The organism is Pedococcus bigeumensis, from assembly GCF_006438965.1.
GTDB classification, from domain to species: domain Bacteria; phylum Actinomycetota; class Actinomycetes; order Actinomycetales; family Dermatophilaceae; genus Pedococcus; species Pedococcus bigeumensis_A.
The window spans coordinates 148,814-161,474 of record NZ_RCZM01000006.1 but is presented as its reverse complement, the minus strand read 5'-3'; the positions used below and the strand labels follow the sequence as shown (position 1 = coordinate 161,474).

Sequence of the window (12,661 nt, the reverse complement as noted above, 5' to 3'; positions counted from 1 at the left end):
GGCTCCGGTGACGACCACCCGGCAACAAGTGCGGCTGTGGGCAATCGGCGATGGGACGCGAAAGCCCACCACGGACCGTGGTGGGCTTTGCGCTGGGAGCTGCTGCCCGGCATACCTGCGCCGCGGGCTCCTCGGTCAGTGGTGCAGTGTGCAGAGGATCGTGATCCCCAGGGCATTGAGCACCGGGTCGTAGCCGGTCGGGCACTTGCCGTTGACGGGCAGCACCTGCAACGGCAGTGGCGGGGGCGTCGTGCTGCTGGGGGTGGGCGTGAAGCTCGGGGTCGGCGTGGGGGTGCTGCCGGTGAGGCCGCCCACGATGCCGCCGACCACGCCCGCCACCCCGCCACCACCGGCGGTCGACGAAGGCTGGGGGACCGAGGAGCCTGCGCCAGCGGTGCCGGGCTTCGCCGCAGCGGACGTGCTGCCCTTGGCGGGCTCGCCGGACGGCTTGGCTGCCGGCTGGGACGCCTGGGCGGCGTCGTAGGTCGCCATCGTCTGCGGCTCACCGGAGGGGAGGTAGGGCGAACCGGTGCGCTGGGAGTCGGACAGCCCCGAGCCCGGGACGACGGTGTAGCCACCGCGGTAGCCGGCGGCGAGGGCCAGCACCTGGTCGGCGTAGGCGTCGCTGTGGTTGTAGCGGAGCACGGCCGAGCGGGCGCCCGAGTCGGTACTGAGGTCTCCGGGGCCGGAGCAGAGGTAGACGGCGGTCGCGGTGGCGGCGTCGGCCATGTTCTGCGGGTCCTTGCGACCGTCGCCGTTGGCGTCGACGCCGACCACCCGCCAGGTGCCGGGGATGAACTGCATCGGGCCGACCGCGCGGTCCCAGGTGAGGTCGCGGTCGTAGGTGCCGCCGTCGCTGTCGTGGATGACCGCCGTGTTGTTGCTGCCGTTGAGCGGTATGCCGTAGATGCCGGGCCGCACGGTGCCGTCGCGGTCGATGCCGTTGCCACCGTAGCGACCGTGGTTGGACTCGACCTTGCCGATGCCGGCGATCAAGGCCCAGTCGATCTTGCACTCGGTGTCGGCGGCGTCGACGATCGTGGCTGCCCGACGGTAGGCGTCGAGGGCTGCTGCCGGGATGCCGTTGGCGCTCATCGAGGAGGGCAGGCCAGCGGGCTGGTACTCCGGGGTGGGCAGCGCCTCAGGCGGTGCGGGGAGCGGCGGGATCGCCTGCGCCTCCTGGTACTCCAGGGGGGCGCTGGGCACGGTGACGAGGGGGGTGGCCTCCGCGACGACGTCGGTCGCGGGGCTGCCGCCCGTGGTTGCCAGGGCCGCACCGCCGCCGATGAGGGCAAGGGCAGGCAGGGCGCCCGCGATCTTGCGCCACGGCAGTCGCATCGTGCGTGTCATGTCCGGCTCCTCGACTTCGTTGTCTCACCTCGTGGTTTCCCACGTGGTGTCCCACCCCTGGTTACAGGAGGTTCAACGAGTTGCTTGCGCCGAGGTTACGCGCCGGTGTGGTCCTGACGTGCGTGAATCAGCCCACAACGTGCTCAATGCACGCAATCAGGGCCGACACGTCGTCGGGCTCCACCGCGGGGAACACGGCCACCCGGAGCTGGTTGCGGCCGAGCTTGCGGTACGGCTCGACGTCGACCACACCGTGGGCGCGCAGCGTCTTGGCGATCGCCGCGGCATCCACCTCGTCGTCGAAATCGATCGTGGCCACGACCTGCGAGCGCGCGGCCGGGTCCGCCACATACGGCGTGGTGTATGCCGTGCGCTCGGCCCAGTCGTACAGGCGTCCGCTGGAGTCCGCTGTCCGCTTGACGGCCCAGTCGAGACCGCCCTGGCCGTTGATCCAGTCGATCTGCGAGCGCAGCAGCGCCAGCGTGCCGAGCGCGGGCGTGTTGTAGGTCTGGTTGAGCCGGCTGTTGGTGATGGCGGTCGGCAGGCTGAAGAAGTCGGGCACCCAGCGGCCGGATCCGGCGATCTCGTCGACCCGGGCCAGTGCCGCGGGGGAGAAGGCGGCCAGCCAGAGGCCGCCATCAGCGGCGAAGCACTTCTGCGGGCCGAAGTAGTAGACGTCGGTCTCGGCCACGTCGACAGGCAGGCCGCCGGCGCCGGAGGTGGCATCGATGAGCACGAGGGCCCCCTCGTCGGCGCCCTCGACCCGCTTGACGGGGGCCATCACGCCGGTGGAGGTCTCGTTGTGCGGCCAGGCGTAGACGTCGACGCCAGCCTCGGCGCGCGCGGTCGCGAGGCTGCCCGGGTCGGCCTTGACGATCGTGGAGTCACCGAGGAAGGGCGCGTTGTGGGTCACGCTGGCGAACTTGGACGAGAACTCGCCGAAGGCCAGGTGCTGCGCCCGCTCGCGGACCAGGCCGAACGCGGCGATGTCCCAGAACGCGGTCGAGCCACCGTTCCCGAGGATGATCTCGTAGCCCTCGGGCAGGCTGAACAGCTCGGAGAGGCCCTCGCGGACCGCCCCGACGAGGTTCCTGACCGGCGCCTGGCGGTGCGAGGTGCCGAGCAGGGACGTCCCCAGGCTGGCGAGGTAGTCGACCTGCTCGGGGCGCACCTTGGACGGCCCGGAGCCGAAGCGGCCGTCCTTGGGCAGCAGGTCGGCGGGGATGGTGGGCGTCGCGGTCGTCTCGGTCACGGCGCCAGTCTCTCACCCTGTCCCGAGGCGTGGGACGTGAGGTCCACCACCCGGACGAGCATGCCGATCACGTCAGCCAGCAGGAGGGGTATGCCGCGCGGCCAACCCGGCCACGCGGCATACCGATCGCTCGGGGTGAGGCTCAGGCGCGGTAGCCGGTGACGGACTCCAGCCCGCGGGGGGCCTCGCCGATGTAGCGCGAGCTGGGGCGGATCAGGCGCCCGGTCTTCTTCTGCTCGAGCACGTGCGCCGACCAGCCCGCGGTACGCGCCGCGGCGAACAGCGGGGTCATCATCGCGCCGGGGACCTCGGCGAAGTCGAGCAGCACGGCGGCCCAGTAGTCGACGTTGGTCTCCAGCACGCGGTCCGGCTGGCGCTCGCGCAGCTCGGCCAGGGCGGCCTGCTCCAGCTCGAGGGCCACCTTGAACCGCGGGGCTCCCAGGCGCTCGCAGGTGTCGCGCAGCACGGCAGCGCGGGGGTCGTAGGCGCGGTAGACGCGGTGGCCGAAGCCCATCAGCCGCTCGTGACGGTCGAGCACACCCTTGACGTAGGCGCGGGCGTCACCGCTGCGCTCCACGCCCTCGATCATGTGCTGGGCGCGGGACGGGGCGCCGCCGTGCAGGGGACCGGACAGCGCACCGATCGCGCCCGACAGGCACGCGGCGACGTCGGCCCCGGTCGAGGCGATCACGCGGGCGGTGAACGTCGAGGCGTTCATGCCGTGCTCGGCCGCGGAGATGAAGTAGGCGTCGATGGCCTCGACGTGCTTGGGGTCGGGCTCGCCGCGCCAGCGGATCATGAACCGGTCGACGATGGTGCGGCCCTCGTCCACGAGCCGCTGCGGCACCATCGGCGACCCCTGGCCGTGGGCGGACTGCGCGATGAAGGACAGCGCCATGACGGAGGCGCGGGCCAGGTCGTCGCGGGCCTGCTCGGCGTCGATGTCGAGCAGCGGCTTGAACCCCCACAGGGGCGCGAGCTGGGCCAGAGCCGACTGCACGTCGACCCGGATGTCGCCGGAGTGCACGGGCAGCGGGAACGGCTCGGCGGGCGGCAGGCCCGGGTCGAACTCGTTGTCGACGAGCAGGCCCCAGACCTGCCCGAAGCTGACCCTGCCGACCAGGTCCTTGAGGTCGACGCCGCGGTAGCGCAGCGCGCCGCCTTCCTTGTCAGGTTCGGCGATCTCTGACTCGAAGGCGATGACGCCCTCGAGTCCGGGCTTGAAGTCGCTGTCGGACATCGGTGTCCTCTCGGCATGGGGTGGAGGTGGGGCAACCGTGTGGGGCACCCGGATACCTACTGGCTGGTTCATTCTGCACTGTCGGGGGGATGGGCCACTATTGGCCGATGCTCAAACCTGAGACGGACTACGACGGCGAGGCCTTCAGCGACGACCTCAGCGGGTCCTCCGCCGGCGGCTCACGGTTCCTCGAGTGCACCTTCCAGCGGTGCGACCTCAGCGAGCTGCGCGCCCCGCGGACGCGGTTCTCCGAGACCAGCCTGTATGCCGTGCACGGAGCAGGCCTCGACCTCGCCGAGTCGTCGTGGAGCGACTGCCTGGTCCAGGGGGCGCGGCTCGGGGCCGTGGCGATGTACGGGTCGGAGCTGTCGCGGGTGCGCTTCGAGGGCTGCAAGATCGAGTTCCTCAACCTGCGCGGGGCCACCCTGCTCGATGTCGAGTTCATCGACTGCCAGCTCGTGGAGATCGACTTCGCCGAGGCCAAGCTGACGCGGGTCTCGTTCGAGGGCAGCCGGCTGGTGTCGCCGGACTTCACCAAGGGAAGCTTCAAGGACGTCGACCTGACCGGCGCCGACGTGGCCGGACCGCGAGGGGTCGCGGGCCTGCGCGGGGCGACCATCTCCGCGCTGCAGCTGATCGACCTCGGGCCGGCCCTGGCCGCCGAGCTGGGCATCAAGCTCGCCGACTAGCTCGCGGACTAGCTCGTCGGGCTAGCTCGGCGGGCTACGCCTTGCGGTCCTGGCGCTTGTCGCGCACGGACATGGCATTGCCGATGGTGCGGACCTCGAACAGCTCGGTGGCCTTGAGCAGCTTGCTCAGGGAGGCGTACCCGTGGTTGCGCGAGTCGAAGGACGACTGGTTCGAGATGCTGTTGCCGACCGCTCCCACGCTGGCCCAGCCGTCGTCGTCAGCGGCCCGGGAGACGGCGTTGCGCAGCAGCCGCACCAGGCCCCCGTCCTGGCGGAGCTCGGTCGTGGTCTTGCGCGCTGGCGGCCCGTCTGTCTTGGGCGCCGCCGCCTCTGACTTCTTCGCCGCACCGGCGGCCTTCTTCGCCGCGGTCTTTTTCGTCCCGGCCTGCCTCGACGCGTTGCTGCCGGACTCGGCAGCCGGGGCCTCTCCAGCCTGGAGGTCTGTCGTCTGGGCTCCGGACGATGCGGCCGCTGGTGCCATCGTGTCGTCGAGCCTGACCTCATCGGGCTCGGCCAGATGGTCGAGGAACAGGAAGCGGGTACAGGCCGATCGGAACGGCTCGGGGGTCTTGCGCTCGCCGAAGCCGTACACCGCCGCGCCCTTCTCCCGGAGGTGCATCACGAGCGGGGTGAAGTCCGCGTCGGAGGAGACGATCCCGAACGCGTCCGGGTCGTCGTTGTAGAGCAGTGCCATCGCGTCGACCACCATCGCCATGTCGCTGGCGTTCTTGCCACGGCTGTAGTCGAACTGCTGGACGGGCCGGATGGCTCGCGCATGCAGCACGTCGGCCCAGGGCTTGAGTCCCGCCTTGGTCCAGTTGCCGTAGGCGCGACGGATGCTGGTCTCGCCGTAGGCGCTGAGCTCGTTGAGGATCAGGTCGATCTTCTTCGCCGAGGAGTTGTCGGCGTCGATGAGCAAGGCGATCCGGGCGCGGGGGTCCATGCACGCGACGCTACGGCACCTCGCCCCCGCGACCCGGCCCCCTGCGCGCCGAGTCTTTGAAGGATCCGCCACCCTCCCACGTGGCGGATCCTTCAAAGACTCACGGTGCACGCGGCATACAGTCGCTTCGTGCCGGTGCTCCTCGACCTGACCCCGTTGCGGGACAACGCGCCGTACCGGCGGCTCTATGTCGGGTTCACCCTCTCCAACGTCGGCTCGCAGCTGGCCGTCGTCGCGATCGGTCTGCAGGTCTACGAGATCACCAGGTCGACTGCGGCCGTGGGGATCGTCGGCTTCTGTGCGCTGGTGCCGCTGGTGGTCATGGGGCTCTACGGAGGCACGCTCGTCGACCACTTCGACCGGCGCAAGGTCGGCCTCATTGCCCAGTCGGTCGCGTTCGTGTCGAGCATCCTGTGCGCCCTGCAGGCCTGGCTGGGCAACACGCACGTGTGGGTGCTCTTTGCGTTGGTGGCGTTGTGGAACGGCGCCTTTGCCGTGTCGTCCCCCGCCCGCACGTCGATCTACCCGCGGATCCTGCCGCGCGACCTGCTGCCGGCGGCGAACGCGCTGTCGGTCTTCGCGATGAACGCGTCGATGACCGTCGGGCCGCTGATGGCCGGCTTCCTCGTCGACTGGGGCGGCTTCAAGGCGGCCTACACGACCGATGCGGTCATCACCACGGCTGCCCTCTGGGGACTGGCGAGGCTGCAGCCGCTCCCGCCCGAGCCCGAGGAGGGTGCCGCCCCGACCCGGCCGGGGCTTCGGTCGGTGCTCGACGGATTCGCTTTCCTGGCAACGCGACCCAACGTGCGGATGACCTTTGTCGCCGACATCTGCGCGATGCTGCTGGCCCAGCCGAGGGTGCTCTTCCCCGCCGCCGGCGCCGTCATCTTCGGCGGCGGCGCGAAGACCGTCGGTGCGCTGTCAGCGGCTGCGGCGACCGGCGGGATCCTGGCGATGTTCTTCTCCGGGCGGCTCGGGCAGGTGCGCCGTCAGGGCCTGGCGATCCTCGTGTCCATCGTGGGCTGGGGCTTCGCGATCGCAGGATTCGGTGCGGCGATGCTGGCGGCCGGTGGGGTGCTGTCGAAGGGCGCGGCGCTCTGGCTCGGCCTGGTCGCGATGGCGGTCGCCGGGGCCTCGGACTCGGTGAGCGCGGTGTTCCGCACGACGATCCTGCAGGCGGCGACACCGGACCACCTGCGCGGCCGGTTGCAGGGGGTCTTCATCGTCGTCGTGGCGGGTGGACCGAGGCTGGGCGAGATGGCGGGCGGCTTCCTCGCGAGCGGGATCGGCGAGGCCCTCACCGCGGTCGTGGGTGGTTTCGCCTGCGTCGTCGCGATCGTCGTTCTCGGTCGGTTGCAGCCAGGGTTCGTGCGCTACGACGCCCGGCATCCGGTGCCCTAGCGCCTGCCCCCGTCACTCACGCGCGCGGCCGTCGACGCGAGGGCAGAGGGACGGCGCTGCGACGTGCAGTGCAGGCCGATCACGGGGGCGGTCAGCACGCACACCCGGCTCGCGGGGCACTACTGCACGTCGGTCCTCCGCGGCGACGTCAGACGCCGCTGGAGTCCCCCCGCTGCAGCGCTGCCCGGCGGCGTTCGTCGGTCGCGTCGGACATCGCCCACCGGACCGCCCCGGTGGCGATCCCGCCGATCGGACCCCCGACGAACCGTTCGGTGACCGGCAGCCACGGCAGCCGCAACGGCATCCTGGCCCACCGCGGGAGCATCGAGACGGCGCCTGCTGCCAACGCGGCATACCCGGGTCGGGCGGCCAGCGGCAGCGGCGGGTGGACGAGCAGGAACCGTGCGGCCTCGCGGGCCGCGGCGGTGGACTCGAGCTCGGGCCGGTAGCTGCCGATGCACTCGCGCAGCCCGGTGACTGTGGTCGGCGGGTCGACCACGCCGAGCGCGCTCGCGACGATGCCACCCTGTTCGACGTAGCGGTCCGCCTCGTCGGCAGTGAGCGGCTGGACGGCATAGCGCTGGAAGGCGGTCAGGAAGCTGTCCGCCTCGGTGACGTGCACCCACTTCAGCAGGTGCGGGTCGCCGGCGGAGTAGGGCCGACCGTCGGCGGCCTTGCCGCGCACCCGGTCGTGGATCGAGCGCACTCGCGCGATCTGCTCCTGAGCGTGGTCGATGGTGCCGAACGTCGTCGTGGCGAGGAACTCGCTGGTCCTCTGCAGCCGACCCCACGGGTCGCCTTTGTAGCCCGAGTGCCCCGCAACCCCGGCCATCGCAAGCGGGTGCAACGACTGGAGCAGGAGCGCACGGATGCCGCCCGGGAACATCGCCGCGTCGGCATGCACCCGCCAGATCGGGTCCTCCGGGGTGAACCAGCGCGGACCCTCGGCGCCCCAGATGCGTTCCGCCTTGACCCGGGCGTCGCTGCCGGCGACCCGTGAGCGCAGGGCGTGGGCAAGCTGGCGCCGGGCCCCGTCGGTGACCGGCGCCAGGAGGGTCATCGCGCGCGCCTTGCCTTGCGGGGCAGCTGCTTGATCCGGTCCGCGGGGGTCGGGAGGTCGGCCGGGCGGACCCGGGTGGCGAGGTCGCTGTTGGCGATCAGCTCGGCCAGGGGAGTGGTCGACGTGGGGTGTGCGGCGATGGGGTCGTCGGCGGAGAAGACCACCCAGACCGGTTCGCTGTGGTCGGCGCGCGGGTCGAAGGTCTTCAGCACGGTGCCCTCGCGCACCGTCGCTGCGTGCTCGATGGCACGGCGCCGCGCCTTCTGCCGGTCCAGCGCCGTCTGGGCCGCCTTCATCGCCGGTTCCTTGGCCTGCTGGGCCAGCACGACCACGTGGGGGCCGTACTTCACCCCGTACTTCACGCCCCACTTCACGAGGCTGCCGACGGCCTTGCCTTTGCTGGGCATGCTGCCTCCCTGACGACTGGTCCGGCCTTCACCCTAATCTCGACTCCATGAGCGACATGCAGCGCAGTGACACTTTGCACCTTGACTACACCGGCGAGGGGATCTCGGAGGCCGAGGTCGCCGCCACCCCCTGGCAGCAGGCCAGGCGCTGGGTCGACGAGGCCGTCGAGCGCTCGCAGGCGCAGGCCGACGTCCCCGAGCCGTTCGCCCTCTCGGTCGCCACGGTCGACGCGGCGGGCCGGCCGAACGTGCGCACCGTGCTGATGCGGTTCTTCGACGAGCGGGGGCCCGGCTTCGTCACCGGCACCGAGTCGACCAAGGGGATCGAGATCGCTGCGACGGGTGGGATCGCGGCCGCGCTGACCTGGCCGGCGATGTTCCGCGCGATCCGCTTCCGGGGAACAGCGGAGGAGCTGTCCCGCGAGGAGGTGGCGGGCTACTTCGGGTCACGACCGTGGGCGTCGCGCATCTCGGCCTGGGCCTCGCGACAGTCCCAGCCGATCGAGGGCCGCGCCGGCCTCGAGGAGGCCTACGCGAGGTATGCCGCGCAGTTCCCCGACCGCGGGAACGCGGACGACGTGCCCGTCCCCGACTTCTGGGGCGGCTACCGGGTGGTCTGCGACGAGGTCGAGTTCTGGGGTGGTCGGCGCAACCGGCTGCACGACCGACTCGTCTTCAGCCGGGTGGCGCCGGGTTCGCTCGACGACGCGGCCGCCTGGTCGCTGTCCCGCCGCCAGCCCTAGCCGGCAAGCCACGAGCCAGCCCTGAGTCAGCCCTGAGTCAGCCGTGGTCGTCCCCGATTCAGGGGACGGGGGTTGCCGCTGCACGTTCGTCGGTGCCGTTGGTGTGCTTCTCGACCTCGTCGGCGCCGTGTCCGGAGTTGGCGCCCTCGCTGGGCTCACGCTCCTTGCGCCGCAACAGGAACGACGCCAGCGCCAGCAGGATGATCGTGCCGGTGAGCAGCCCCATCAGGCGCAGCGTGTCGGCGAACTCGGGCTTGCCCAGCAGGTCGGGCGCCTTGACGGACAGCACCACGATCTCCTTGATCGAGGCGATGATCCCGACCAGGAGGAACGGCTCGGCCACGAGCTCGCGCCGCGACAGCGTCGTCCGCACCGCGAAGAGCAGCTCGACGACGATGAAGACGAGCAGCAGCAGGTCGAGGATGTCGGCGGCCACGTCCACGACGCTGCCGCTGCCGAGGTCGCCGAAGGTCAGGACGGTCTTGCCGATCACCACCGCGGCGACGGCGAACAGGATCACCGCCACGGCGAGGTAGACGACGTTCTCGACGCGCTCGATGCTGTCTTCGATCCAGTCCGTCATGCCGGACATCCTGTCTGACCTGCGGTGATCGGTCACGCGCGTGGCTACTGGTCCGTATGCCGGGATGGCCATTGCCCGAATCCGGGCCGCCGTCACACTTGTGAACTGAATCACACGCGCGCGCCAACGACGCCGTTCGCGCGGTCCATACCCTGACCGCCGAATCCCCGAGGAGCCTCATGGCGCCCGACGTCCAGCCTGCCGACCACTCTGCCGTTCAACCTGCCAACGACCCAGCCGCCAGACCGGCCACGCCGGCCATCCACCCCGTCGTCGCCGACGTCACCGCCCGGGTGACCGACCGCAGCAGGGCCAGCCGCACGGCATACCTGCAACGCCTCTCGCGGGCCGCCTCGGAGCTGAGCCTGCGTCCCGCGCGCACCGACCTCGGCTGCTCCAACCTCGCCCACGCGGTCGCCTCGTGCGGCGGCAGCGACCGCACCACGATGGCTGCCGACACCGGCGTGAGCCTCGGGATCATCACGTCCTACAACGACATGCTGTCGGCGCACGCGCCGTTCGAGCACTACCCGGCGGCGATGAAGCAGACCGCTCGCGAGGTCGGCGCGGTCGCCCGCGTGGCCGGCGGCGTGCCCGCCATGTGCGACGGCATCACCCAGGGACGAGCGGGCATGGAGCTCAGCCTGTTCAGCCGTGACGTCATCGCGATGTCGGCCGCCATCGCGCTCAGCCACGACGTGTTCGACGGGGTTCTCATGCTCGGTGTCTGCGACAAGATCGTGCCCGGGCTCGTGGCCGGCGCCCTGTCGTTCGGTCACCTGCCGACCGCGTTGGTGCCGGCCGGGCCGATGGCGTCCGGGCGCTCCAACGCCGACAAGGCCGAGACGCGCAAGGCGTATGCCGCGGGCGAGGTCGGTCGCGAGGAGCTGCTCGAGAGCGAGGTCGCGTCCTACCACTCACCGGGAACCTGCACCTTCTACGGCACCGCCAACTCCAACCAGATGCTGATGGACGTCATGGGGCTGCACCTGCCCGGGGCGGCGTTCGTCCACCCGGACGACCCGTTGCGGGACGCGCTGACCGCGGCGACCACGTCGCGGGTCGCGGAGATCGCCGCATCGGACTCGCCCTACGGCATCGGCCAGGTCGTCTCGGAGAAGACCGTCGTCAACGGCGTCGTCGCACTGCTCGCGACCGGCGGCTCGACCAACCACACGATGCACCTCATCTCGATGGCCGCGGCCGCCGGGATCGACCTGACGTGGGAGGACTTCGACGACCTGTCGACGGCCGTCCCGTCGATCGCCCGGATCTACCCCAACGGTCCCGCCGACGTGAACCACTTCCACGCAGCGGGTGGCACGCCGTTCCTGATCCGCACCCTGCTCGACCACGGCCTGCTGCACGAGGACGTGCTGACGGTGGCCGGCCCGGGCCTGCGTCGCTACACCCAGCGTCCTGAGGTCGTGGACGGGCGGCTCGAGTTCGTCGACATCGCAACAGCATCCGGCGACGCTGCCGTCCTGCGCGCGGCCGACAACCCGTTCACGGTCGACGGCGGCCTCCGCGTGCTCGGTGGCACCCTCGGCCACGCGGTCATCAAGGTGTCCGCGGTCAAGGACGAGCACCGGGTCATCGAGGCGCCGGCCCGCGTCTTCACCGACCAGGTCGGCTTCCTCCAGGCGTTCTCGCGGCGCGAGCTCGACCGCGACGTCATCGTCGTCATCCGCGAGCAGGGCCCCTCGGCCAACGGGATGCCCGAGCTGCACGCCCTCACGCCTTCGCTCGGGGTGCTCCAGAAGCGCGGGTATGCCGTGGCGCTGGTCACCGACGGCCGGATGAGCGGGGCGTCGGGCGCGATTCCCGCGGCGATCCACGTGACTCCCGAGTCGGTGCACGCCGGGCCGATCTCGAAGGTCCACGACGGTGACGTCATCCGGGTCGACTCGCTCACCGGGCGGCTGGACGTGCTGGTCGACGAGGACGAGTTCGCCTCCCGGGTCCCGTCACCACGGGTCAGCCCCGAAGGGGTCGGCACCGGGCGTGAGCTGTTCGCCCCGATGCGGGCTGCCGTCGGCCGCGCGGACGAGGGTGCCCACATCTTCGGCAGCCTCGGCCACGTCTGGGACAAGAGCGACTCCGCACCGTTCGTCAGCCACGAGGAGACCCGATGACCACCGCCACCAACACCGAGCAGGGCCGGTCGAGTCACGCGCCCGGCGCCACCAAGCCGGTGATCTCGAGCGAGGCCGACATCCTCGACCTCGCGCCGGTCATCCCGGTCGTCGTCGTGGACTCGGTGGAGCAGGCCGTGCCGCTGGCGCGGGCGCTGGTGCGCGGCGGCATACCCGTCATCGAGATCACGCTGCGCAGCGCAGCCGGGCTCGGCGCCATCGAGGCGGTGGCCTCCGAGGTCGAGGGCATGGTCGTCGGCGCGGGCACCGTGGTGACACCGGAGCAGGTGCAGCAGGTCAAGGACGCGGGCGCCCAGTTCATCGTCACCCCGGGCTCGCCGCCGCGGCTGCTCGACGCGGCGCTCGCAAGCGGTCTGCCGCTGCTGGCGGGGGCCGGCACGCTGACCGAGATGCTGACCCTGGCCGAAGCCGGGCTCGAGGCGATGAAGTTCTTCCCGGCCGAGGCGAGCGGTGGCCGGCCCTACCTGTCGGCGGTGAGTGGGCCGTGCCCGCACCTGCGGTTCTGCCCGACTGGCGGCATCACGCCGGAGACAGCCGCAGCTTGGCTCGCGCTGCCCAACGTCGGCTGCGTCGGTGGATCGTGGCTGACCCCGAAAGATGCTGTGGCGCAAGGGGACTGGGACTGCATCGAGGCCCTCGCCGCCGAGGCCGCCGCCCTGCGCCGCCCCTGAAGGACGGACGGCACCGAGTCCCGTGAGGGGCGACTCGGTGCTGTCCGGGCATTGGACAGCCCGTGGGCTTCGCCGTGCCGACAAGTGCGGCTCGGCGTGCGCAGGGGACGACCTGCACGGCCCACGGGCTGCGGTGAACTGCTTGGGATTGCGCCGGATGGCG

Annotated in this window: 12 protein-coding genes; 5 read left to right on the top strand and 7 right to left on the bottom strand. The window is 71.3% G+C overall.

Annotated features, from left to right (window positions below):
• Positions 1–135 precede the first annotated feature (135 nt).
• The 3 genes from EAH86_RS17145 to EAH86_RS17135 all read right to left on the bottom strand — a co-directional run bounded on the left by EAH86_RS17145 (position 136) and on the right by EAH86_RS17135 (position 3,842).
• Entirely contained in the window at positions 136–1,350 is a 1,215-nt protein-coding gene (locus EAH86_RS17145) for a lytic transglycosylase domain-containing protein (protein WP_206665871.1), read from the bottom strand.
• A 127-nt stretch (positions 1,351–1,477) separates the two neighbouring features.
• Entirely contained in the window at positions 1,478–2,602 is a 1,125-nt protein-coding gene (gene serC / locus EAH86_RS17140; RefSeq protein WP_140742996.1) for a phosphoserine transaminase, read from the bottom strand.
• A gap of 142 nt (positions 2,603–2,744) precedes the next feature.
• Positions 2,745–3,842: a citrate synthase 2 gene (locus EAH86_RS17135; protein ID WP_140742994.1), complete on the bottom strand. Its 1,098-nt coding sequence runs from the start codon at positions 3,840–3,842 to the stop codon at positions 2,745–2,747.
• 107 nt (positions 3,843–3,949) lie between these two features.
• Between EAH86_RS17135 and EAH86_RS17130 the strand changes: the two genes are divergently transcribed.
• Positions 3,950–4,531, top strand: a complete 582-nt coding sequence (locus EAH86_RS17130; RefSeq protein ID WP_140742992.1) for a pentapeptide repeat-containing protein — start codon at positions 3,950–3,952, stop codon at positions 4,529–4,531.
• A 34-nt stretch (positions 4,532–4,565) separates the two neighbouring features.
• Here EAH86_RS17130 and EAH86_RS20855 read toward each other — a convergent pair whose 3' ends face one another.
• Positions 4,566–5,474, bottom strand: a complete 909-nt coding sequence (locus EAH86_RS20855) for an NYN domain-containing protein (protein ID WP_140742990.1) — start codon at positions 5,472–5,474, stop codon at positions 4,566–4,568.
• Between the two features lie 129 nt (positions 5,475–5,603).
• Here EAH86_RS20855 and EAH86_RS17120 point away from each other — a divergent pair, with 129 nt between their 5' ends.
• Positions 5,604–6,878 (top strand): MFS transporter, encoded by a 1,275-nt coding sequence (locus tag EAH86_RS17120; RefSeq protein ID WP_140742988.1) that lies wholly within the window; start codon positions 5,604–5,606, stop codon positions 6,876–6,878.
• Positions 6,879–7,026: 148 nt separating this feature from the next.
• On the opposite strand, the gene EAH86_RS17115 is transcribed toward EAH86_RS17120, so the two are convergent.
• Together EAH86_RS17115 and EAH86_RS17110 are read right to left on the bottom strand one after the other, a co-directional pair.
• Positions 7,027–7,938: an oxygenase MpaB family protein gene (locus EAH86_RS17115; protein WP_140742986.1), complete on the bottom strand. Its 912-nt coding sequence runs from the start codon at positions 7,936–7,938 to the stop codon at positions 7,027–7,029.
• A complete protein-coding gene (locus tag EAH86_RS17110) occupies positions 7,935–8,345 on the bottom strand; it encodes a hypothetical protein (protein WP_140742984.1) in 411 nt (136 codons plus the stop codon). Before EAH86_RS17110 ends, EAH86_RS17115 begins: the two co-directional genes overlap by 4 nt.
• A gap of 47 nt (positions 8,346–8,392) precedes the next feature.
• Between EAH86_RS17110 and pdxH the strand changes: the two genes are divergently transcribed.
• The gene (gene pdxH / locus EAH86_RS17105; RefSeq protein ID WP_140742982.1) at positions 8,393–9,088 is read left to right on the top strand and encodes a pyridoxamine 5'-phosphate oxidase; all 696 of its coding nucleotides are present in this window, start codon (positions 8,393–8,395) and stop codon (positions 9,086–9,088) included.
• Between the two features lie 58 nt (positions 9,089–9,146).
• On the opposite strand, the gene EAH86_RS17100 is transcribed toward pdxH, so the two are convergent.
• On the bottom strand, positions 9,147–9,671 hold the full coding sequence (locus EAH86_RS17100; RefSeq protein WP_140742980.1) for a phosphate-starvation-inducible PsiE family protein: 525 nt from the start codon (positions 9,669–9,671) through the stop codon (positions 9,147–9,149).
• 179 nt (positions 9,672–9,850) lie between these two features.
• Between EAH86_RS17100 and edd the strand changes: the two genes are divergently transcribed.
• Complete coding sequence (edd, locus tag EAH86_RS17095; protein WP_241668427.1) at positions 9,851–11,806, top strand: phosphogluconate dehydratase; 1,956 nt, start codon at positions 9,851–9,853, stop codon at positions 11,804–11,806.
• Positions 11,803–12,498: a bifunctional 4-hydroxy-2-oxoglutarate aldolase/2-dehydro-3-deoxy-phosphogluconate aldolase gene (gene eda / locus EAH86_RS17090; protein WP_241668426.1), complete on the top strand. Its 696-nt coding sequence runs from the start codon at positions 11,803–11,805 to the stop codon at positions 12,496–12,498. Before edd ends, eda begins: the two co-directional genes overlap by 4 nt.
• Positions 12,499–12,661 lie beyond the last annotated feature (163 nt).